The sequence below is a fragment of the Psychromonas arctica genome, from assembly GCF_036697365.1.
Classification (GTDB): Bacteria; Pseudomonadota; Gammaproteobacteria; order Enterobacterales; family Psychromonadaceae; genus Psychromonas; species Psychromonas arctica_A.
In genome coordinates this window covers 30,904-52,731 of sequence record NZ_JBAHZA010000016.1, presented here as the reverse complement: position 1 = coordinate 52,731, position 21,828 = coordinate 30,904, and the positions used below count along the sequence as shown (strand labels likewise).

Sequence of the window (21,828 nt, the reverse complement as noted above, 5' to 3'; positions counted from 1 at the left end):
GCGGATTTAATGGCCGCCCTTCGCAGCCCTACAAAGGTGAATATTGCTAAACAGCACTTTCTTCCAGCAAAGTTTCTAAACAATGGTCAGTGATACCGTAATAATTTTTAATATCTGAAATCTGCTTTAATAATTTCTGTTGTTCTTTCTCATTATGTTGCGATTTCTTCACCGCCAAAATCATCTTATTCTTATTGGTATGCTCTAAACTAATAAATTCAAAAACCTTAGTGGTATATCCATTCGCTTCTAATAATAAAGCACGCAATGAATCCGTTACCATTTCCGCTTGTTGACCTAAATGAACGCCATATTGCAACATTGGTTGAAATAATTCCGGGCTATGTATCTGTGGACGAATCTGTTTATGACAACAAGGAGAACACATAATAATGCTGGCATTAGCTCTAATGCCATAGTGAATCGCATAGTCCGTAGCCACGTCACAGGCATGAAGAGCAATCATCACATCAGTCTGTTTAGGTGCATGGGTTTTAACATCACCACATACAAAATCTAAACCTTGATGATCTAAATTCTGTGCTGCTTCATTACATAAGTCAGCTAATGCTTGTCGTAACTCGACACCAGTGACTTGTGCATCATTGTTTAGGGTATGGCGAAGGTAATCGTGAATTGCAAAAGTTAAGTAACCTTTACCAGAACCAAAATCAACCACATTCAAAGGTGTACTTTTATCATGAGGCGACACCTCTAACGCTTGACTGAATATTTCAATAAATTTATTAATCTGCTTCCACTTATTCGACATAGCAGGAATTAGCTTGCTCTGTTTATCAGTTACTTTAAGTGCAGTTAAAAAAGGACGCTGAATATCTACAAAGCGATTCTTTTGTCTATTATGTGTTGCAGCTACAGCTTGACCTTGTTTTGCTTTATGCTGCGATATTTTAAGCTTACCTTTTTTACTAAACTCAATTTGTACTTCTAGATTTGATAATGTCAGATAAGCGCTTTTAAAGTCTTCGCCGATTAATTGCTTAATCTCAGTCAAAGCAGCCGAGTACGAGTGGTTTTTAGTAATGTGATTAGTTTGATGCTCATACACAAAACTTAATACTGATTCATTCTGCAATGTAATTGGTCGAATATTAATACGGTTTAAGCTTTTGTCTGCCCCTCTATATTTACTTAATAGCAACTTCACCATCTGATTATCATTGAGGCTTTGTGATAGTAAATGGTAAAAATCTTCAAGGGTATTAAGTAAAACAGATGACATAGTAATTTCCAAACAATCTAAAAGGCATAATTGCTGTAGTTTAACAGTTAACTTTATCCAGTAACTAGCAATGTTTACTGCAATGTAAAAACAATACTTCAGAAGTAAATCAACATCCGATCACTTAACTACAACTGAACTTTTTGTGAATGATAATTGATATCAAAATTATTTTAGTTGATAATACGTATCGTTACGCTAATAATTTATTCTTGGAGTGTTTTTTTATGTATCGTTATCTCTGTGCAGCACTGTTATCAGTAGCGATCCATTTCCTTATTTTCGCACCTTTACTCGATCAACCAGCAATGGCAATCCCACTTTCTCAACAAACACAAAGTGTCAGTATTAGCTTTACTAAACCAGCCAAAGTTGAACCTAAGAAAGTTGAGCCGCCAACACCTGTTGTTGAAGCAAAAGAAGTCGTTCAACCAACACCTAAACCTGTAGCAGCGAAGCCAGTTAAACCGACTGAGAAAAAACGCATCGTTAAACAAAGAACTAAGCCTAAAGAGATCAAGAAAGAAACTCCTAAGCCAGTACAAAAAGTAGTTAAAAAGAAAGCAACACCTAAAAAAGAGCCGAAAAAAATCGTAGAGCCACCAAAGGAAGTCGTTAAATCAACACCTGCTCCTCCGGCTCCAGTAATCAAAGATAAAATTGAGATCACCAAAGAAAAATCAGCTCAAAAAAGTAATGAGTTACAAAGCAAACCGCAATTAGTGCAAAAAAGTCGCTTTTTAAGTACACCTAGACCACCTAAATACCCACGCATGGCAAAACGTAGAGGGATAGAAGGTACTGTTACCTACGAAGTTTGGTTAGATGAAAAGGGTAAACAGACTAAATTGTTATTAAAGGACTCATCGGGTGCAAAGGTACTTGATGTTGCCGCTTTAAAAGCCATCAAAAATTGGGAGTTTTCTCCTCATATTGTTAACGGTAAGCGTATTGCGCACCGTATTTATATTCCTATTAGCTTCCAACTGGATTAATCATGACCTTATTTACTCTATTACAAGAACAACTAGGCTTAATGACTTGGCCTCTTATCATTTGCTCAGTACTTACTTTAATGATCATTAGTGAACGACTGTTAAAGTTAATTAGCTCAGGCTCTCTAAGTAAAAAAGAGATTATTAAAATATTAGAGCACCATGATCCTAAACAAACAGAAAAACTGCAATCGTTAAGCATTCGCCTAAAAACAGAAAAAAACCTAGCAAAACGCGGTATGTCGATGTTGTTTGCTCACCAACACTTTAGTCAGCAGTTACGTGAAGACACTGCAAGCATCTGGGTACAAGATAAACGTCAAGAGTTGCGTAGTGGTTTAAAAATGTTGGCGCTAATCGGAATGATTAGCCCTCTTCTAGGTTTACTTGGTACAGTACTGGGTTTAATCGAAATGTTTAAAGCAATTGCCCTCACAACAGGTTCAGTAACTCCTAACGATCTAGCTGATGGTTTAGGTATTGCAATGCGTACCACTGCTGCTGGTTTACTAGTTGCACTACCTGCAATTTGTGGTGCACAACTATTAGGTTTATGGGCAGATAAAGTAACTTATCGCTTAGAGTTTACACTTAATTTTTGTAATTTATGGTTACAGGGTGTGGACTTTCCGGATCAAAAGCGTGCACCAAAAGTTAAAGCGACTGCTCAGGAAGTACAATCGTGATACGCAGCCAACCAAAAAATGAATCTGAATCTGTACAGGTAGATTTAACACCATTATTAGATATTATTTTCATCGTAATGGTGTTTTTAATGCTCTCTGCGAATATCAAATTACAATCGCTAGAAGTTGACTTACCAACCACAGATACAAGTGCGATGCAGGTTGTAGATAACAAAGCGGTTACTATTAACATCTTAGCTGCTGAGCCTCGATGGGCAATCGATGGGGAAACTTTACCGGATTGGACTGCTTTTCAAGAGCAGCTAATAAAAATGGTACAGGAAAAACCTGACACCGAGTGGATCATCGCCGCAGATAAAACATCCGATGTTCAATACATGGTTAAATTGCTAGGCTTTTTACAACAACATAATATCCAAGCAACACAACTCTTAATTGAAGAAGAAAAGTAACAAACCAAAGCCTATTAATTAACTTAATTAATAGGCTTTCTTATCCTATCTACCTTATCTCTTATTCAGATAAATCTGCGCTTCCTAACAAACTTTTTAAAAAGTCATACAAATACTAACCTTTTCATTACATTGTCGTTATCATGTGTCCAACAACTCACTTTCAATAACCTGATTAAAGAGACTGAATATGACTAAAACATTAAGCAAAGAAGCTTGTATTGCAGCTGCACAAGAATTATTAGCAAGACGTAAAACCAACATAAAAGGCGATCTACTTGCAGAGGCGATTCGTCCAACCAACTTAGATGATGCATTAGCGGTTCAATTCGCTACTGTCAAAGAAAGCGGGAAAGAAATTGGTGGGTGGAAGTGTTTAGTACCTCTTAATCCAGAACAGATGGTCGTTGCCCCAGTATTAGAAGGTACCGTACAACAAGGTGGAACTTGCCTCGTTGAATCAACTGAACCAGGTAAAACGCTGATCGAACCAGAAATTGCATTTGTATTGGGTCAAGACTTACCAGCTCGAGATATCGCTTACTCAGAAAGTGAAATTGATGATGCGATAGCATCGTGTCATATGGCTTTAGAGTTGATGCAACGTCGCTACCTGCCTGATGATAACCGTGTTTTCTTTGATAATTTAGCCGATTGTTTATTCAACCAAGGCATTTTTGTTGGTCCAGAAATCACCAAAGAGCAAGCGTACCAAGCAGGTACTATTGATATCACTTTTGAAACAACTGACGAAAATGGTGAAACTACAACCACTGAATATGAAGGTAAGCACCCTAACCTTTCTGCACACAAACCAGTTTACTGGTTAATCAATTTTATGCGCGAACGTGGCGTTAGCTTTAAGAAAGGTCAAGCAATTATTACTGGCTCTTACGCTGGTGCCATTGAAGTACCAATCAACACAATGGACATTAATTACAAAGGCTTAGGAGAATATAAAGTCACCTTTAAGCCTGTGTAACAGAGTCGCTTTGAGCATAACGTTATCAATAACGTTATGCTTTAATTGGCGTTTTAACTGCTTTCTTAAAAGAAAACCCAGTTACTAACACCGTCCCAGCAACGACTAATAACGCACCTAATAATGTATTGAGACCAATCTGCTCACCTAGAAATAACGACCCCCACAAAATACCAAACAAAGGCACTAAAAAGGTAACTGATAAAGCAGAAGCAGGCCCATCGTCTTTAACTAATCTAAAATATAATAAATAAGCTAAACCTGTACACACCACACCTAGAGTTAATACAGATAAACTAATCGGTAGAGTAATTGGTTCACGTATTGGGATTAAAGGTAAAAGAGGCAATACTACAATGACCGCAGCCCACATGCTGCCATGCGCATTTTCAAAAGGTGCAACAACTGGTGCAACCTTAGTATAATTAGCCGAAAACCCATACATCATTGCTGCAGCCAAACAGGCTAAAATAGCCCATACCCCTTGCCCTCCCAATGTTAGCGCCTGATGCCCAACCAATACTGTAACGCCTGATACTCCTAATAATAACCCCATACCCGCTTTTAATTTAATCCTTTCTTTCTGCCAAATGCTTGCAATCACAGCCCCGAATAAAGGCGCAGTAGAATTAAGAATTGCTAATGTCGACGCGTTTAATGTTTGTGCCGCATAAGCGAACATTAAAAAAGGAAAGGCCGTATTAAACGCCCCAATAATAAAGAAGTGTTTAATATTAGACATAAAAGCGAGTGTTCTACGCAGATAACAGCTGATCAATAGCAAACATAATGCAGCCGCTAATACCCTACCTTCAATTAAATATGCAGCACCTAAACTATTTGCTGTTAAACGCATAAATATAAATGAACCGCCCCAAATTGAAGCTAACAGAACTAACCGTAAAACACTTGCCAATGACATGTTTGATCCTTGAATTATATTGAAATCTAAGAGAGTATGAGTAATATAAAAAACAAAGGGGAAACTAATGCTAATTTTTTACATTATTTGTAGTGTCGTTGTTTTTGGACTCTCTAGCTTTTTATTTCACCGTAATCGTTTAGCAATTTATCGTCGTCGAATTATTCGAGATCTTAGTGATAGCTCAAAGCAAAAGCCCTACGTTTTAACCACTCCGCAAGAGCAGAAAATTAAACAATGCTTTTTAAATGGGGTTACTCGTGAAGAATGCGTTAGCTTATTAATAAATGAACATTAGCCAAAATAGTTAAACACTGCCTTCACTTTCTACCACTAAAATTCTTGCTTCACCAATAGGGCAAGCAACATGCTCAGTGCCGATACTTGCATAAAATATATCACCACTTTCTAATAACACCGACTGCTCGATACCTTGTTGTTTATAATGCATCTCAACAACCCCATCAAGCACAGCAAAAACCTCCTGTCCGTCATTAATATGCCACTTATAAGCTTGATCAGTCCAGTGAAGGCGTGTAGTAATACCATTCATATTAGCAATATCTTTTGCGCCCCAAGCGCGATCTGCGGTGAACTGTTTACTTCTGATAATATCCATTTATCAACCTTTTTAAGAGTCGTTAATCCTGATCTCGTTTATCTTCTAACTTACCTGGTATCACATGTTTATCATCTTCATCGGTTTTCACCCACTCAGCTTCAACATCGATAATATCTTTATCACGATTTGTACGTTTAATCGTAGCTAAACCAACCAATAAAAAGCCGTTAGCAAACGTACCAATAAATAAGGTTGGGAAAATCAATATTCGCGGTGCAAAAAATAACAGCAAAAGGCCAATAATGATCGTACCAAAACAGAAACCAATCCAAGTAATTCCTACTGAGATTGCGGCAGCCCAAAGCATCACGCCAATAATAATTTGTATCCAACCTTTTATCATAAAATAACCTTATTATAGCGATTAAAGTCGCACTTCAGACTAGAGTACACTTCATATATAAGTTAATAAAGCTCCTTAGAAGTAAGCTAGGTCCGATATATGAAAATCATAAATATTCATCAATAAAACAGGATGAAATTGATTTTACACATCATTATCTTTCAAGATACAGTTTATTATTATCACTCGTCCACTCTCTTCATATGAGGTTGCTTTGTATTTAGAACAATTCACTATGTTATTAGCCGTTTTTGAACGCGCAGCTCTCATGTTAATGGCCCTTTTTCTACTTACCAGAACAAGTTTATTTCAGAAAATTGTTATTAAGCATCAACGCAGTGCAAAAGAAACCGCTATTATGTTATTTCTCTTCGTTTCTTTCGCCGTATTTAGCACTTATACCGGTATTGATGTTTATGGTTCGGTCGTTAATGTACGTATTATTGCAGTTATCTGTGGCGGTATTTTATTTGGTCCGTGGGTTGGCATTTCAGCGGGGCTTATTTCTGGAATACATCGTTATTGGATTGATATTGACGGCCCAACATCACTTGCCTGTCTGATCACCAGCATACTTGCAGGCCTATTAGCGACGATTATCCACCAGCGTTGTGATAAAAAAGATTATGCAAAATATGGTATTGCTGCAGGCATCATATGTGAAACCTTAACCATGATATTAATTCTATTAATAAATAAAAATTCAAGCTTAGCGATTTCAATTGTGGAGCAGATATCACTCCCCATGATCACAGGTACTTTATGTATTGGTTTAATCATTACCCTAGTACAAAGTATTGATGATGAAAAAGATAAGATTGCAGCCTTACAAGCTAAACAAGCGCTTAATATTGCAAATAAAACCCTACCTCATTTTCGTAAAAATGATCGTAATTCGCTCTTCAAAGTATGTGAAATTATCAAATTAGAAACAGGTGCGGATGCAGTTGCAATTACCGATACTAAAGATGTAAAAGCTTATGTGGGCTTAGGAGAAGAAAATTTCAGTGACTCATATCGTCAAATAAGTGATATGACCAAACAAGCTGTTAATTTAGGCAAACAGATTATTAACAATAATCTGAATGTGCACCAATTTCATTCACTCTTGATCATTCCATTATGGGAAAATGGCCAAGTCACGGGCACCTTAAAGATATTCTATTGCGAACCACACCAAATTCGTCATGCCTTGCGGGAAATGGCTATCGGCTTATCGCATTTAATTTCGACACAAATTGAAGTATCCAATATAGAACAACTTAAAACGATGGCTAGTAAAGCTGAGTTTTCAGCGCTGCAGAATAAAATAAATCCGCATTTTTTGTTTAATGCATTAAACGCAATTTCAACTTTAGTCCGTATTAAGCCCGATCAAGCTCGACAGCTGATTGCTAACCTAGCCAGCTTTCTCCGATTCAACTTAGAAAAAGGAGATGAATTGATTGATATACAAGAAGAAATTCAGCAAGTACAAGACTATGTCGCCATTGAAACCGCGCGCTTTGGAAATAAACTAACGGTTAAGTTTGATATTGACCCGGTACATATCAAAGTCCCCTCTCTACTCATTCAACCTTTAGTGGAAAATGCGATTCAACACGGGATTGTGCCATCAAGATCGCCAGGCACAGTAACAATATCAGTTAAGCAACAAGACGAAAAAATAAAGATAACTGTCGAAGATACGGGTGTAGGTATTGCACCTGACGTAATAGAGCGGATCTACCAAGGCTCACTAGGTAGCCAGCATATTGGTATGGCTAACGTACATCAGCGAGTTGAATTACTGTATGGGACAGGAATAAGTATACAACGCCAAAAAATAGGAACAGCTGTCTCATTTTATGCAATCGGTACACAGGAGAAAGCATGTTAAAAGCAATCATAGTAGAAGATGAGTACCTGGCTCGTGAAGAGCTCAGTTATCTTATTAAAACCTATAGCAGTATTGAAATAGTAGAGTCTTTTGATGATGGTTTAGCGGCCTTTACTTATTTACAAAGCAATACCGTAGATATCGTCTTTCTTGATATTAATATCCCTTCTATTAATGGCATGTTATTAGCTCGCAACATCCACCAATTTGCAAAACGACCGCATATCGTATTTACAACCGCTTATAAGGAACATGCATTAGAAGCATTCGATCTAGAAGCCTTTGACTACCTATTAAAACCTATTGATGAAAAACGTGTTCAACGCTTATTAATGAAACTAGAAACTCATGCAGAAGCGCTTGAGCCAATAGAACAAACTCAACCTCAAGTAACCACAATTAACCTGTATCATGAGAACCGCATACGCGTAATGCCGATCGATGACATTATTTATGCTGAAGCCAATGAAAAAGTCACTGAAGTCTATACGGCTGAAGGTGTTTATATAGCACCTTACAATATTACTGAATTAGTCAATAAACTGCCGTCACAACAGTTTTTCCGTTGTCATCGTTCATACTGCGTTAACCTAAAAAGCATTGAAGAAATCATTCCATGGGTTAATAGCACTTACCTACTAAAACTTCATGCGCTTTCTAACAAGATATCCGTCAGTAGAGGCCACATAAAAGAATTTCGAAAAATGATGCAGTTGTAATTCATGCCTAAATAATGCAATTCATGCCCCATGAATTGCATCTGATTTTTTACTTCCCCGCACATATTGTAATGTTTTTTATTAGTTGTATTTTGAACTTATATGAAGCGATTAGATCGCATTCAACCCAATTTATTTTATTAAATTTTTGGAGTTCATCATGAAGACTATTACATCAAATCAGAAAAAGTGGCTCACTTTAATTGGGACGGTTATGGCGCAATTTGCCCTTGGTTCCGTTTATACATGGAGCCTATTTAACTCACCGCTTGCCAATAAAATTAATGAGCCGATCAGCCAGGTTGCATTCTCTTTTGGTATTTTAAGTTTAGCCCTTGCTTTTGCTTCTTCTATCTCAGGTAAACTACAAGAACGCTTTGGTGTCAGAAATGTCACCATTGCTGCCGGTGTGTTATTAGGTGCGAGTCTATTCTTAGTGTCACACTCCTCTAACTTACTAATGCTTTATATCTGTGCAGGTCTATTGGTAGGTTTTGCAGATGGTACAGGTTATCTTATGACATTATCAAACTGTGTAAAATTCTTCCCAAAAAATAAAGGTCTTGCATCTGCTTGTGCGATTGGTGCTTACGGCCTAGGTAGCCTCGGCTTCAAATATATCAATATGTATTTATTAACTCACTTTAGTTTAGAACAAGCATTTGCAGCGTGGGGCATCATTGCAATGATGATGGTTATTTGTGGAGGTCTACTAATGACTGATGCACCTAAACAAACTGTTGTTAATAACCCATCTAACAATAACCGACCAAGAAAAGTCAAATCAGGCGAATTCACGTTATCGCAAACGATCAGAACCTCTCAATTTTGGATGTTAGCAACAGTCTTTCTATCAATATGTATGAGTGGCTTATATGTTATTGGTGTGGCCAAAGATATTGGTGAAAACTACATTCACCTTTCAGTTGCTTCAGCTGCTACCTCAGTCGCTGTAATTGCAGTTGCCAACCTAAGTGGTCGATTAGTTTTGGGCGTATTATCAGACAAAATAGAACGTATGAAAGTGATCTCTTTTGCAGTCTTGGTGAGCTTTATAGGTGTTGCGGCTATAGTGTTTGCTGTGCCTACGAGTAATATCTTTTATTTTGCTGTTGCTTGTATCGCATTTAGCTTTGGCGGCACTATTACTGTATTCCCATCATTAATTAGTGACTTCTTTGGCTTAAATAATCTAACTAAAAATTATGGTGTTATTTATCTGGGGTTTGGTATCGGTAGTATTATGGGGTCAATTGTAGCATCTGTATTTGGTGGCTTTACCCCGACATTCTATATGATCATGGGCTTTTTAATCGTGTCATTAATTTTAACATTAATCATTAAACACCCAAGCTACAAACCATCATCAATCACTAATCAACGACTAGCAATACAGTAGCTAATAGAGATAAATCACTTATAAAAACACGGATTGTTATTATAAAGAACAAGCCGTGTTTTCATTTTATATAAGCAGTTAATTAAAAAGCAGCTTCGATAGTGCCTTTGTAAGTTTTCTCTAAGAATTGACGTGTTGCTTCGGATTGAAAGATTTCAACAAACTTTTTATAAGTTTCGTTATCTTTATCTTGTACACGTGCAGCAATATTCATTACTGCAAACTCAGCATCTTTAGCTTCTAAGTAAATACCTTGTTCTTTTGGGCTTAACCCTGCAGACATTACGTAATTCATAGTAATAACTGATGCGTCAACATCATCTAGCGTACGTGGTAATTGTGCCGCTTCTACTTCTACAAACTCAACGTTTTTAGGGTTATCAACAACATCATAAACCGTTGTTTTTGCATCAGCGCCTTCTTTTAAGGTGATAACTCCGGCATCGGCTAATAACAATAATGCGCGACCACCGTTTGTTGGATCATTAGGTATAGAGATACGAGCATTATCTGGTAAATCAGTCACTGATTTATATTTATTAGAGTAAATCCCCATTCGCATCAAAATAGAATGACCGATAGAAGTGATTTTCTGTTCACTGTTACTATTAAAGTTATTTAAAAATGGTAAATGCTGATAACTATTTAAGTCTAGGCTACCATCGGCTAATGCAGCATTAGGAGTGATATAATCAGAAAAAATAACCACTTCTACTTGCAAACCTTGCTTTGCAGCTTCTTCAGCAACGGCTTCTACTACTTCCGCATGCGGCCCTACTGTTGCCCCCACTTTAATGACTTCGCTTTTTTCTGTTTCACCGCACGCTGTTAATCCAAAGATTAACGGTAAGACATAAAGTAACTTTACTAATTTGTTGTTAAACATATTTCACTCCCTTAAAATCAAATAGCCGTATAGACATCTAAACAGAATAATACAGAGAAGCATTAAATCTACAAGTAGAATTTTAAGAATAAATTATCAGTTGCTAATGACATAAATGCATAACCGAAACGGTAATACATAAACTAGTTTGATAGATGATAATAACAAGAAAAACAAAGAAGGTTTAATCAGGGAGTAACATTGGCAGATAACTAGATCATAGTTATCTGCCTTATAAGTCCTAGCAAGCGGCTAGAACTAGTCACTTGCGTTATAAGCATTAGCAAGTAACCAAAGTAGATACTTGCTTTATAAACCGTAGCAAGCAGCTAGAACTAGTCACTTGCGTTATAAGCATTAGCAAGTAACCAAAATAGATACTTGCTTTATAAACCGTAGCAAGCGCCTAAAACTAGTCACTTGCTTTATAAATTTAGCAAGTCGCTAACACTAGCCACTTGCTTTATAAATTTAGCAAGCCGCTAACACTAGCCACTTGCTTTATAAACGTTAGTAGGTACCCGATAGTCACCTGCTATGTAAATTCTAACTATGGGTTGCTCTTTCGCCCCAAATCTCTTGTAAACGTTGATCTCTGCCGCAATTCCAACGGTAAGCTTTATAACGAATTGGATTATTTTTATAAAAATCTTGATGGTAACTTTCATTGCCTTTAATAGGGTAAAAAGTACTTGCATCAAGAACTGGAGTAACCACCTGTTGATCGGTAAATTCATCCACAACAACTTGCTTAGACTTTTCCGCTAACTGCCGCTCTTGTTCATTGGCAACGAAAATAGCGCTTAAATAGCTATGGCCTTTATCGCAAAACTGCCCTCTTGCGTCGAACGGATCAATATTCACCCAATAATGGTCCAAAATTTGTTGATAACTCACTTGCTCTGGGTCATAAGTGATCTCTACCGCTTCATAATGACCTTGATGATTTCCATTATAAGTAGGATTTTCTATTGTCCCGCCAGTGAAACCAGATACAACATCAGTAACACCCGGTAGTTTTTCGAAATCAGATTCCATACACCAAAAACAACCACCAGCTAATACGGCTTTGTCAGCATTGGCTAGAGGAGTAAAACCAAGTATCGATGTTGACACTATCAACCCAATTAGTTTTTTCATAAATATCTCACGTTATAATCATCATTCTCATAACAAGACCCATCAACTCCAAAAAAAATTTCAGGCATCATTAAATTAATTATAAAAAATATTACGTAATAAGGTTATTTAAAGATCAACGACAAAATATATTAATTATCAAAAAGATAGTAATAAATAGTGCATTGAAACTTGAATGGGAGGAGGAACGGTTTATACTCAAAGAGATATATATTGATGAATGATTAATGATCACCTTAAACCGTCAATAACGTACCCTAAATAAAACCAATGATAACAATCAATTAGAATTACAATACGCATGGATAAAGAAGCAAATAATGACAATAAATAAACAACTCACTATTTTAATGCTTCTTATTACTCTTTTTTCTACTATTGTAGCTCTTAGTACTTTAAAGGTCTCAGAAGTATCACGATTTCACCAACTCAATAGTCTGCACTTTAACTATGTTTTAGAACTTAATGAACTGATTAGTAAAAGTAAAAGTGGTATTCCAGATACAACGATACTCAAAGAAGTTGTTCACAATATCAAAGCTCAACCAACAACTTGTGTGGCAATACCAGGAAAGTTAGACCTTTTGCTAATGGAATTAACCAACACCCAAAGCATTGTAACAATATGTAAAAATGACATAGATGTAGCCGATGAACTATTAAAAAACATCGTGTTATTCGAAGAGCGTATAATCAACAAAAATACTATCAAAAAACACCTAAGTGACAGTTACACTCAATTTAGAATTAACTCTGTTGAGTTTATAAAGCCCGTTGATAAACTTACTTCGTTTATTACAACAACCTCGCAAACAGCAGTTATCACACTCTCCATCGCTTTTTTCTTAGTTGCATTCGCCATTGCAAAAGCAATTTTAAAAATAGTAAAAAGAATGCAAAAAACCAGTAATGAACTAATGGTTAGTGAAGAGCGAAACCGTTTACAAGCAAATAGAGATGCACTCACTAAACTACCGAATCGAAATGCATTAGATCTAAAAATAAATCAATACATTGCTTTAGCTGGTCAAAAAAGATTAGCTGTTTTCTTTATTGACCTTGATCGTTTCAAAGATATCAATGATACCCGTGGTCATGCTCAGGGTGACAAGTTACTCATCACAATCAGCGACCGTTTATCAGAAGCAATGCAAGTTCATGACTCTGTGTTCCGGTTTGGAGGCGATGAGTTTGTTGCTCTCAGTCACTTCACCAATGCTGAAGACATAAAGCGCGTAGCAGAATCCTTAGTACAAGCTATCTCAAAGCCCGTCTTTTTGGGAAATACAGAATTATACGTCACTGGAAGTGTAGGTATTTCAATCTACCCAACAAATGCGAACACCGCAGAGAACTTAATAAAGTATGCAGATACTGCGATGTATGAAGCCAAAAAAGAAGGAAAGAACCAATACCTCTTTTATAAAAATAGCTTTAGCCAAAAACACACTCGTCGACTATCCCATGAATCAAAATTACGCTACGCACTAGATAAAGGCCAGTTACAAGTCATGTATCAACCTGTTGTTGACTTAAATACTTTTGCCACAGAGGGAACAGAAGCACTATTACGCTGGCAACTAGACCAAGAAACAGTGGTTTCACCAGAAGTTTTTGTACCTATAGCAGAATATTCAGGACAAATGGTAGAAATAGGTGAATGGGTATTAAGAATTGCCTGTAAGCAAAATAAAGCTTGGCGTGATAGTGGCGCTAAAAACCTACATGTAGCAGTTAATGTCTCGCCTTATCAGTTATTTGACCCTAACTTTTCTAAGCTTGTACAAAATGTAATCACTGAATTTGAAATCCCACATCATTGCCTGGATCTTGAAATAACAGAAAGTATGATCATCACTGAAAATGAAAACTTCTTAAAAACACTAAATGAGCTGTCTGAAATGGGCGTAAGGTTATTAATGGATGACTTTGGTACAGGTTATTCATGCCTTAGTAACTTAAGAAACCTACCCTTTGATATCCTAAAAATAGATAAGAGCTTCGTTACCAACTATGACACCATTGCCTCTACTATTATTGCCATGGGCAAACAACTGGATATGAAAATTGTCGCTGAAGGTGTAGAAACCTCTGAGTCACTAGAGATCCTACGTCGTCAACAATGTGATTTTGCACAAGGCTACTTATTTCAGGCGCCTTCAATTGCCAAAGATATTGATATTTTTAAAAAATATAGTCAGTAAAAGTACTGTAGCCCATCACATAAAATTAACGACAGTATTTACCTGATATACCAAAGTTAACAAGATTCAAAACTGACCAATTGACAATAATCAACAAAACAAAATAAAGTCAAAATAACATAATGACAGCAATACATTATGTAGGTAGGCTACGCTTATTCAAAATAAAGGTAGCTTAAAATATGATTAAAAAATTATTGTTTATAATATTAATTGGGCTAGCAGCAAAACAAATTTATCAACAATACAATGTGCCAGTTATCACTAATGCGGATATTGAAGCGCTAAATAGCACTGAAAAATTAAGTGACTTTAAAAACTATCAACAATATTCATGTGACGGGCGTCAGTATTGTAGTGAAATGCATTCATGTGAAGAAGCAACGTACTTTATTAAGCACTGCCCAAATACTAAAATGGACGGTAACCATGATGGAGTTCCCTGTGAGCGCCAATGGTGTAATTGAGTATTAACCATTATTTTTTAGGATGAAAAATACAAAGTAGCGAGTAAACATATGAAAGATGTTAAAGGATTTTTAAGCTCAATACTTGATTCAATAACAGACCATATAACAGTTATTGATAACACAGGAGCCATTCAATATGTCAATAAAAGTTGGACTGCATTTGCTACACGCAATGGCTGCTTAATTACAGAAAACTGGAAAAACATCAATTATATTGAAGCCTGTGATAACGCAAGTGATATTGATGGTGATTTTGGCCCAAAAGTGGCACAAGGTATTAGGAGCGTGATTGATAAAAGTCATGACAGCTTTTATTTCGAATACCCCTGCCATAGCCCGCAACAAAACCGATGGTTTATGATGCGTGTAACTCCCCTTTCATTCGAACAAGATAATTACTTTGTTATTTCCCATCACAACATTACAGAACGCAAACTTGCTGAAGAAAAAGTAAGGAATTTAGCCAGAATTGACGGCCTTACTAATATTGCCAATCGTCGCTATTTTGATGAGTTCTTAAATGCAGAGTGGCGAAGATGCCTCAGACTAGAGTTGCCAATTAGCCTGGCTATTATCGACTTAGATCATTTTAAGTTACTCAACGATACATATGGCCATCAACACGGTGACCAATGCTTAATACAGATAGCTCAACTGTTGAAGCAATTTGTTAATCGTTCTAGCGATATCTGTGCCCGTTATGGAGGCGAAGAGTTTGCCATTGTATTAGGTAATACTTCACTTACTGATGCACAAACACTGCTAGGCAGCTTACTAGAAGAGATAGCTCATCTGGATATCACAAATCCAAACTCCCCTATTCAATCATACTTAACCGCTAGTATTGGATTAGCCACCATACAGCCTAACTTTGAAGAGCAAGAGAAATTATTGATCTATCAAGCAGATAAGATGCTCTATAAAGCTAAAGCAAATGGTCGGGATCGATTAGAAAGTTAGACTTTTAAGTCTAATCACTTATATAGATATTGAGTATGACCAACCTCACTCAAGAAAAGTCTTCCTTTTAAATAGTAATCTGTTTACTCACTAATCGTAAAAGATGTTTAACCGCCTTAGATAACACTTGGTTTTTGCGCACAACATAACCCAGACTAGTACAAGGGAAATCGAGAAGAGTCACCACCTCCGCTTTTAAATGCTCTCTATTATAAATAGAAAAGTCAGGCACAATAGCCGTACCAAAGCCTGCTTCAGCCCAATCTATTTGTGCATCTACACTACCCACTTCCATTACCCGAAAACCAGGTAAGTTTAAAGTAGGTAAGGCAAGATCAATCAAATCACGAGTTCTTGTATCATGGCCAAGTAAGATTAAAGTAGGCAGCTCCTTGCTGTCTTTTTGTACCACCTCACCTTGTACTAAAGACAGTTGATGACCGACCGCACACCAATGTACGGCTTTTAACTCACTAAAATGTAAGGGTAAACTCTCTTTTTGAGCAATCACAAAGCCTAACTCAGCATCTGCACTTTTCACTAATGATGAAGCTTGTGAAGAAGTAGTATTAAATAAAGCAAGATCGATATTTGGATACTCTTGTTTAAATAATTGAAAAGGTTCAATCAGCAAAGCTCTAGAAATAATGTCACTAGCAGCAATGGTCAATGTTCCTTGGTGAAGCTCATTCAAAGCATTAATATCTGCTTGGCAAACCTTCAATTCCTGCAAGGTTTTTTGACTGCTTTTCAATAAACGCTGTCCAGCTTGTGTTAACCGAAATGGGCTGCGTTCTATCAACTTAGTGCGAGTCACTTTCTCTAACTGTTTTAAATGCAAACTAACATTAGGTTGTGTCATATGTAGCGCGATAGCCGATTTACCAAAGTGTTGTAACTCCGCTAAAGTTACAAAGGTTTTTAACCAATTAATATCAAGCATAAGATCACGTCCTCATTCAACTTAACACACAACAAATCATATGAATTACTTATTAAAGTAATAACTATTATTAATTTATCATATTAACATTGATTATGTAGCATACCCTTTTCATCATTCAAGGGGTAAAGCATGACATCAATAGTGGTTGTAGGCGCAAACTGGGGCGACGAAGGTAAAGGTCGTATCGTTGACTTTTTAGCAGAAGATGCAAGCGCAAGTATTCGTTTCCAAGGCGGCAATAACGCTGGCCATACAGTAGTAAATGACTTCGGCACCTTCAAATTACACCAATTACCAAGTGGTATCTTTAACCCTGACTGCTTAGCGGTACTTGGCCCAGGAATGGTGATCAGCCCTTCTGCATTAACTGAAGAAATCAATGAAGTTAAACAAGCAAATATTGATGTAAAGCTATCTATCTCAGACCGTGCAACGCTATGTTTACCGTTACACGCTTTAGAAGACACGCTAGAAGAGCAACGTCTTGGTGATGCAGCCTACGGTTCAACAAGACAAGGTATCGCACCAGCTTACGGTGACCGCGTGATGAAAAAAGGCATTCTAGTGGGTTGGTTAAAACAACCTGAAGTACTACAACAACGTATTCAATTCCTACTAGACTGGAAACTACCTCAATTAAAAGCGCTGTACCCTGATCATGAGTTTAATCAAACAGCAGAAGAGATGACTAACTGGCTATTAGAAGTGACTGCGCCTTGGCGTCAATTCATTTGCAACGTCACAGAGCCACTAAAAGCGTTACAAAAAGAAAAGGCTAACCTAGTATTTGAAGCGCAACTAGGTGCGGGCAGAGACTTAGTCTACGGTGAATACCCTTGGACAACATCATCGAATGTGACGGCCGCTTATGCGGGTATCGGTAGCGGTTTACCTGCCCTATACCCTGAACGTGTTGTTGCTGTCGCAAAATCATTCAGCTCATCAGTAGGTACAGGCACATTAGTAACAGCCATGGAGCATCAAGATAACTTCCGTGAAAGTGCTAATGAATACGGTGCAGTAACAGGTCGCCCACGTGATATGGGATTCTTTGATGCAGTAGCAACACGTAACGGTGTTGAGTTACAAGCAGCCACTGAAATTGCTTTAACTAAAATCGACTGTTTATCAGGGATGGCAGACTTAAAAATCTGTGTTGCCTACGAAGGACAGCATCCAGAAAACCCAATTTGGCCACAAACAGCATCATTAACGCCTGTTTATGAACAAATGCAAAGCTGGAGTGAAGATATCAGCGGTTGCCGCACCTTTGAAAGCTTACCGACCGCAGCACAAAACTACGTAACTCGCATTGAAGAACTAATGGGCGTACCGGTAAGCATGGTCTCTGTCGGCCCAGAGCGCGAGCAAATGATCATTCGATAATCGTTTTGTTATCGTTCCCACGGCCCTCCGTGGGAATACATATGCTTTATCTCTGCGACCTATTCTGGCCAATCGACATTCCCACGCGTAGCATGAAGACAGGTTAATGGCTTTCAATAAAATAACCAACTTTCAGCGGTTTTTTAATGCTTGAATACTATTAAACATATAAACACTGAAAATGCTCAATTTGCTTACATTTCACCAAAATGTATTATTAAATGTATAATATACAATGCTAAAAAATATTAATTAGCTTTGGATTTTGTTTATTAGTACGCATATAAAGATTCATTTAAACTGAACTAAAACAGCGAATTAGGTTTCGTTTCGCCACATATTACAATCCGCAATGTTAGTCCGTTTAACACGGTGTTATATTTTTTCAATGAAAGGATGCGTTTGTGCGTTTAAATTGGGTAATACTTGTTTGCTGTATTCAGTTTATTCTTGGAGGGCTATTTTCCGGAATAACTGCTTTTATGTTGTGGATGCTAGGAGGGGATGAACCGAGAAGTGCTGACTTACCAGTTTTAGACTGGGCGGTTTATAGTGCCCTATCTGTTCCTTTATTATCATTGTTAGGAATATTGATCACGATTGTAATTTATAACAAACATCCTAATAACTACATTTATTGGTTTGCTTTATTTCCATTAATACCATTTTTTATTTTTAGTGCTATCTTCTGGTTATATTTCCCATGAACCGATAGTTAGATATTATATGTGAGGACGTTTAACAGAAAGATATCAGAAGAGAATTTTTTGGCATTATTACAAACCTAGGTGATCACCCATGTGGCTTGCACTAGATAAGATGTATATAACAATTTTGATGAAGTTAATAGTGACGACAACTGATCACATAAAAAGTAGTTTAACTCGACAATGATATTAGGTTTAAGGAGTATTTTGGTGGAGAATGTAAGTAATCAAAGCTTTTTATGTCGTGCATGGAATGGTGATATTAAGCTTTGGCAAGCTGTTTGTTTAAGTTTTATCGGAATAATCTGTGTGTTTATTTTATCTTTTATTCTCGTGGCTGCGGTACTCTCATTAAAAGCTAATGGTTATATTAATTTCAATATTATTCCATTAAACAACTTAATTACTATTTCACTTATAATCCTATTTAATGTTTTCACTATTCGCTCTGTGTGGTTGTGTGCCTCATCTCCTAAACTTAAAATTAAACATGCAATAGCTCGTCTTTGGGCTATGTTATTAGGCGTTTATGTTATCGTAGCCTTATATAATCTTGGTATAAATTAAAGAGAACCAAAAAAAGTCTATAAAAAACAAATTAAAAATCATTTAACGTTAACTTAATGAACTCTACGATTCGCTATATGAACTAAAAAATGAAACTATGAATTATAAAAAAATCAGTGCTTTTTTGTTAATGATTGTTATTTTATTAACCACTATATCTTTAATGCTAGCCTACAAATCTATTAGTTTTGCATTCCAAACTCCTGTGAGTTATCAACTAGAGAATATTATATCAATCAGCAGAAGCCCTAAATGGAAGTATGGGAAAGGGTTTTATGTGGCAGTTATTACGTTAAAAAAAGAAGGTACTATTTTTAAAGTGAACTGCAAAGTACATATAGGGAATGAAAATCACTTTGAATCAATTGCACTAGGGAACGTAAGCTCTAAAGAAGAAGCATACTCTCTCTGGGGAAAAATTAGGTGGACAGATACATCTTTAATTATTGGCTCTGACAAGCAATCCCAAGTAACAGTAGAACGAAGTGAAATTGAGAGTCATCGATAAAACCTTAAAGAGACCCTGTAAATAATTCTGGGTAACTGCGGTTTTTAAATATAGTCTTTAAGATAGTCTTCGAACATTATCATAGAACGATTCAATCTTGTTTTATTCATCTATTTTAGCACTACTTTTAACAGCCAATAAAAAATAATAAAAATCAATTCTTTTGCTAAATGATTTCAATGGAAATGACATCATTATTGGTTATTTTGGCTACTAGCACTTTCGGTGCATTGATTAACGACTCATCACTAACTAATTATCAAATAAGACTTAAATATTTAATGATTTAATCCAAAAACATAATTCTGTCATTACTTGGGAAACAAAAAGTAAGGTGATTCAAAATGTGGCGAGAATTTTTTCACTCCCACATATAATTTACATATAAAAATAGTCAAAACAAAATTGTTTTAGTGATATCCCAATGCTAGTATGTACATTTTTTAAATGAGCGTAGGAATACCTCACTTTATCTATTTCAAATAGAGATGTTATGAAATTTAAAACTATTATTTCTTTTTTTATATCCACTTTTTTATTAGCAAGCTGTTCGCATATTGGAGATCCTAAAGCTGTTACATTAACCCTTGCGGATGTTCAATTTGATAAAGAAACGGGTACGATTCTTGATTACACTCCCAAGTATAAAGACATCATTATACCGGATAATTTTGAAGGAGCTCCTGTAACAACTATTGCTCCCAAAGCTTTTTATAAAAATGGCTTAACGAGTGTTGTCATTCCTAATACTGTCACGTTAATTGATAAGAGTGCTTTTGACTCAAATTTTTTAACAAATCTCGTTATCCCTTCATCTGTGATTACTATCGGGTTTTCTTCATTTTCCAACAACCCATTAGAGTCAGTTGAACTTTCAGATTCAATTACTACGATAGGGGTTGCTGCATTTAGTGGTAATCATTTCACTAGTGTTATTATTCCAAATTCAGTGAAAGAAATTAAAAGATATGCATTTGCTTCAGGTACTATAACAAATGTTATTATCCCTGATTCGGTAACTGTTATTGGTGAAGGTGCTTTTTCTGGGGCATCTATGCATAGTGTTTTCCTACCCGATCCCACAGTTGATAAATGGGCATTTGATCACTCCGTGATTACTTATGGTCCTGGTGTGGAATTATCGTTGAAGGATGTCGAGTTCAATAAAAAACAAGGGAAGATTTTAAGTTATAAAGCAGAGTATACCGATATTGTTATACCGGATAATTTTGAAGGGACTCCTATTACATCGATCGGTGAGTCTGCATTTCGTGGGAAAAATCTAACTACAGTTGTTATTCCTAATTCAGTGACGACTATTAATGAGTACGCTTTTGCTGAAAATACATTAGTAAAGGCAACTATCCCTAATTCTGTCAGTATTATTGGTAACTCAGCATTTAAGAATAATGCTTTAACCAGTATTCTTCTTCCTAACACGTTAACTAATCTTGAAAGTTACGTGTTTGCTAACAATGCTTTAACAAGCATTACTATCCCAGCTTCTGTAACTAGAGTTGGGGAATCAGCATTTTTTAAGAATCCATTAACGGATTTAACAATACCGTCCGGTTCTGCGATTGTTATTGGTAAATCTGCATTTGAAATAAATGCCTTAACAAATCTAACCATTCCTGACTCTGTCATTTCTATCGGTGAAGATGCATTTAGGGGTAATAAATTAACTCGTGTTGTTATTCCTGAATCAGTCTTATTGTTCGGGAAATATACATTTCAAAACCTTTCTCATGAACCTATAGAAATAATAAGAGATTAATTATTTTTATACTTTAACCTTCTTCAATTCCTCTTTCTTTATTTTTGGTCACCTATGACTTAAACATTGTAGGT

The 21,828-nt window shown here is 36.4% G+C and carries 23 protein-coding genes; 16 read left to right on the top strand and 7 right to left on the bottom strand.

From position 1 onward, the window contains the following. Nucleotides 1-46: 46 nt before the first annotated feature. Nucleotides 47-1,243, bottom strand: coding sequence for an SAM-dependent methyltransferase (locus tag V5290_RS15000; RefSeq protein WP_333387531.1), 1,197 nt, complete (start codon nucleotides 1,241-1,243; stop codon nucleotides 47-49). A 227-nt stretch (nucleotides 1,244-1,470) separates the two neighbouring features. Here V5290_RS15000 and V5290_RS14995 point away from each other — a divergent pair, with 227 nt between their 5' ends. The 4 genes from V5290_RS14995 (at nucleotide 1,471) to V5290_RS14980 (ending at nucleotide 4,319) form a co-directional block, all read left to right on the top strand. Continuing rightward, a complete protein-coding gene (locus tag V5290_RS14995) occupies nucleotides 1,471-2,238 on the top strand; it encodes an energy transducer TonB (protein ID WP_333387528.1) in 768 nt (255 codons plus the stop codon). A 2-nt stretch (nucleotides 2,239-2,240) separates the two neighbouring features. Beyond that, nucleotides 2,241-2,924, top strand: coding sequence for a MotA/TolQ/ExbB proton channel family protein (locus tag V5290_RS14990; RefSeq protein WP_333387525.1), 684 nt, complete (start codon nucleotides 2,241-2,243; stop codon nucleotides 2,922-2,924). After that, nucleotides 2,921-3,337 carry a biopolymer transporter ExbD gene (locus V5290_RS14985; RefSeq protein ID WP_333387522.1) on the top strand — a complete coding sequence of 139 codons (417 nt, stop codon included), beginning with the start codon at nucleotides 2,921-2,923 and terminating at the stop codon, nucleotides 3,335-3,337. The genes V5290_RS14990 and V5290_RS14985 overlap by 4 nt, the downstream gene beginning before the upstream one ends. Nucleotides 3,338-3,527: 190 nt before the next feature. Next, on the top strand, nucleotides 3,528-4,319 hold the full coding sequence (locus V5290_RS14980) for a fumarylacetoacetate hydrolase family protein (protein WP_333387518.1): 792 nt from the start codon (nucleotides 3,528-3,530) through the stop codon (nucleotides 4,317-4,319). A gap of 34 nt (nucleotides 4,320-4,353) precedes the next feature. Here the strand turns inward: V5290_RS14980 and V5290_RS14975 are convergent, their stop codons facing one another. Next, nucleotides 4,354-5,241 (bottom strand): DMT family transporter, encoded by an 888-nt coding sequence (locus V5290_RS14975; RefSeq protein WP_333387515.1) that lies wholly within the window; start codon nucleotides 5,239-5,241, stop codon nucleotides 4,354-4,356. Between the two features lie 67 nt (nucleotides 5,242-5,308). Here V5290_RS14975 and V5290_RS14970 point away from each other — a divergent pair, with 67 nt between their 5' ends. Continuing rightward, entirely contained in the window at nucleotides 5,309-5,539 is a 231-nt protein-coding gene (locus V5290_RS14970) for a hypothetical protein (RefSeq protein WP_333387512.1), read from the top strand. 9 nt (nucleotides 5,540-5,548) lie between these two features. Here V5290_RS14970 and V5290_RS14965 read toward each other — a convergent pair whose 3' ends face one another. Together V5290_RS14965 and V5290_RS14960 are read right to left on the bottom strand one after the other, a co-directional pair. Further along, on the bottom strand, nucleotides 5,549-5,860 hold the full coding sequence (locus tag V5290_RS14965) for a cupin (RefSeq protein ID WP_333387509.1): 312 nt from the start codon (nucleotides 5,858-5,860) through the stop codon (nucleotides 5,549-5,551). 22 nt (nucleotides 5,861-5,882) lie between these two features. Continuing rightward, on the bottom strand, nucleotides 5,883-6,206 hold the full coding sequence (locus V5290_RS14960) for a hypothetical protein (protein ID WP_333387506.1): 324 nt from the start codon (nucleotides 6,204-6,206) through the stop codon (nucleotides 5,883-5,885). A 214-nt stretch (nucleotides 6,207-6,420) separates the two neighbouring features. On the opposite strand from V5290_RS14960, the gene V5290_RS14955 reads away from it, so the two are divergent. The 3 genes from V5290_RS14955 (at nucleotide 6,421) to V5290_RS14945 (ending at nucleotide 10,203) form a co-directional block, all read left to right on the top strand. Further along, entirely contained in the window at nucleotides 6,421-8,085 is a 1,665-nt protein-coding gene (locus tag V5290_RS14955) for a LytS/YhcK type 5TM receptor domain-containing protein (protein WP_333387504.1), read from the top strand. Next, complete coding sequence (locus tag V5290_RS14950; RefSeq protein WP_333387501.1) at nucleotides 8,079-8,804, top strand: LytTR family DNA-binding domain-containing protein; 726 nt, start codon at nucleotides 8,079-8,081, stop codon at nucleotides 8,802-8,804. The genes V5290_RS14955 and V5290_RS14950 overlap by 7 nt, the downstream gene beginning before the upstream one ends. Nucleotides 8,805-8,964: 160 nt before the next feature. After that, on the top strand, nucleotides 8,965-10,203 hold the full coding sequence (locus V5290_RS14945) for an L-lactate MFS transporter (protein WP_333387498.1): 1,239 nt from the start codon (nucleotides 8,965-8,967) through the stop codon (nucleotides 10,201-10,203). Nucleotides 10,204-10,285: 82 nt separating this feature from the next. Here V5290_RS14945 and V5290_RS14940 read toward each other — a convergent pair whose 3' ends face one another. Together V5290_RS14940 and msrA are read right to left on the bottom strand one after the other, a co-directional pair. Continuing rightward, nucleotides 10,286-11,089 (bottom strand): MetQ/NlpA family ABC transporter substrate-binding protein, encoded by an 804-nt coding sequence (locus V5290_RS14940; RefSeq protein ID WP_333387495.1) that lies wholly within the window; start codon nucleotides 11,087-11,089, stop codon nucleotides 10,286-10,288. A gap of 546 nt (nucleotides 11,090-11,635) precedes the next feature. Next, nucleotides 11,636-12,229, bottom strand: coding sequence for a peptide-methionine (S)-S-oxide reductase MsrA (gene msrA, locus V5290_RS14935; protein ID WP_333387493.1), 594 nt, complete (start codon nucleotides 12,227-12,229; stop codon nucleotides 11,636-11,638). A 320-nt stretch (nucleotides 12,230-12,549) separates the two neighbouring features. Here msrA and V5290_RS14930 point away from each other — a divergent pair, with 320 nt between their 5' ends. The 3 genes from V5290_RS14930 to V5290_RS14920 all read left to right on the top strand — a co-directional run bounded on the left by V5290_RS14930 (nucleotide 12,550) and on the right by V5290_RS14920 (nucleotide 15,863). Then, nucleotides 12,550-14,433 (top strand): putative bifunctional diguanylate cyclase/phosphodiesterase, encoded by a 1,884-nt coding sequence (locus V5290_RS14930; RefSeq protein WP_333387490.1) that lies wholly within the window; start codon nucleotides 12,550-12,552, stop codon nucleotides 14,431-14,433. Nucleotides 14,434-14,615: 182 nt separating this feature from the next. Next, nucleotides 14,616-14,900, top strand: a complete 285-nt coding sequence (locus V5290_RS14925; protein ID WP_333387487.1) for an excalibur calcium-binding domain-containing protein — start codon at nucleotides 14,616-14,618, stop codon at nucleotides 14,898-14,900. 51 nt (nucleotides 14,901-14,951) lie between these two features. Continuing rightward, complete coding sequence (locus tag V5290_RS14920) at nucleotides 14,952-15,863, top strand: sensor domain-containing diguanylate cyclase (RefSeq protein WP_333387484.1); 912 nt, start codon at nucleotides 14,952-14,954, stop codon at nucleotides 15,861-15,863. Between the two features lie 67 nt (nucleotides 15,864-15,930). Here the strand turns inward: V5290_RS14920 and V5290_RS14915 are convergent, their stop codons facing one another. Continuing rightward, the gene (locus V5290_RS14915; protein ID WP_333387482.1) at nucleotides 15,931-16,806 is read right to left on the bottom strand and encodes a LysR family transcriptional regulator; all 876 of its coding nucleotides are present in this window, start codon (nucleotides 16,804-16,806) and stop codon (nucleotides 15,931-15,933) included. A gap of 132 nt (nucleotides 16,807-16,938) precedes the next feature. On the opposite strand from V5290_RS14915, the gene V5290_RS14910 reads away from it, so the two are divergent. From V5290_RS14910 to V5290_RS14890, 5 genes are all read left to right on the top strand, one after another. Further along, the gene (locus V5290_RS14910; protein ID WP_333387479.1) at nucleotides 16,939-18,195 is read left to right on the top strand and encodes an adenylosuccinate synthase; all 1,257 of its coding nucleotides are present in this window, start codon (nucleotides 16,939-16,941) and stop codon (nucleotides 18,193-18,195) included. A gap of 404 nt (nucleotides 18,196-18,599) precedes the next feature. Beyond that, nucleotides 18,600-18,902, top strand: coding sequence for a hypothetical protein (locus V5290_RS14905; protein WP_333387476.1), 303 nt, complete (start codon nucleotides 18,600-18,602; stop codon nucleotides 18,900-18,902). Nucleotides 18,903-19,109: 207 nt separating this feature from the next. After that, nucleotides 19,110-19,469, top strand: coding sequence for a hypothetical protein (locus tag V5290_RS14900; RefSeq protein WP_333387473.1), 360 nt, complete (start codon nucleotides 19,110-19,112; stop codon nucleotides 19,467-19,469). 97 nt (nucleotides 19,470-19,566) lie between these two features. Then, nucleotides 19,567-19,977 carry a hypothetical protein gene (locus tag V5290_RS14895; RefSeq protein ID WP_333387471.1) on the top strand — a complete coding sequence of 137 codons (411 nt, stop codon included), beginning with the start codon at nucleotides 19,567-19,569 and terminating at the stop codon, nucleotides 19,975-19,977. Nucleotides 19,978-20,470: 493 nt separating this feature from the next. Next, on the top strand, nucleotides 20,471-21,754 hold the full coding sequence (locus V5290_RS14890; RefSeq protein WP_333387468.1) for a leucine-rich repeat domain-containing protein: 1,284 nt from the start codon (nucleotides 20,471-20,473) through the stop codon (nucleotides 21,752-21,754). The last annotated feature ends 74 nt before the right edge of the window (nucleotides 21,755-21,828 follow it).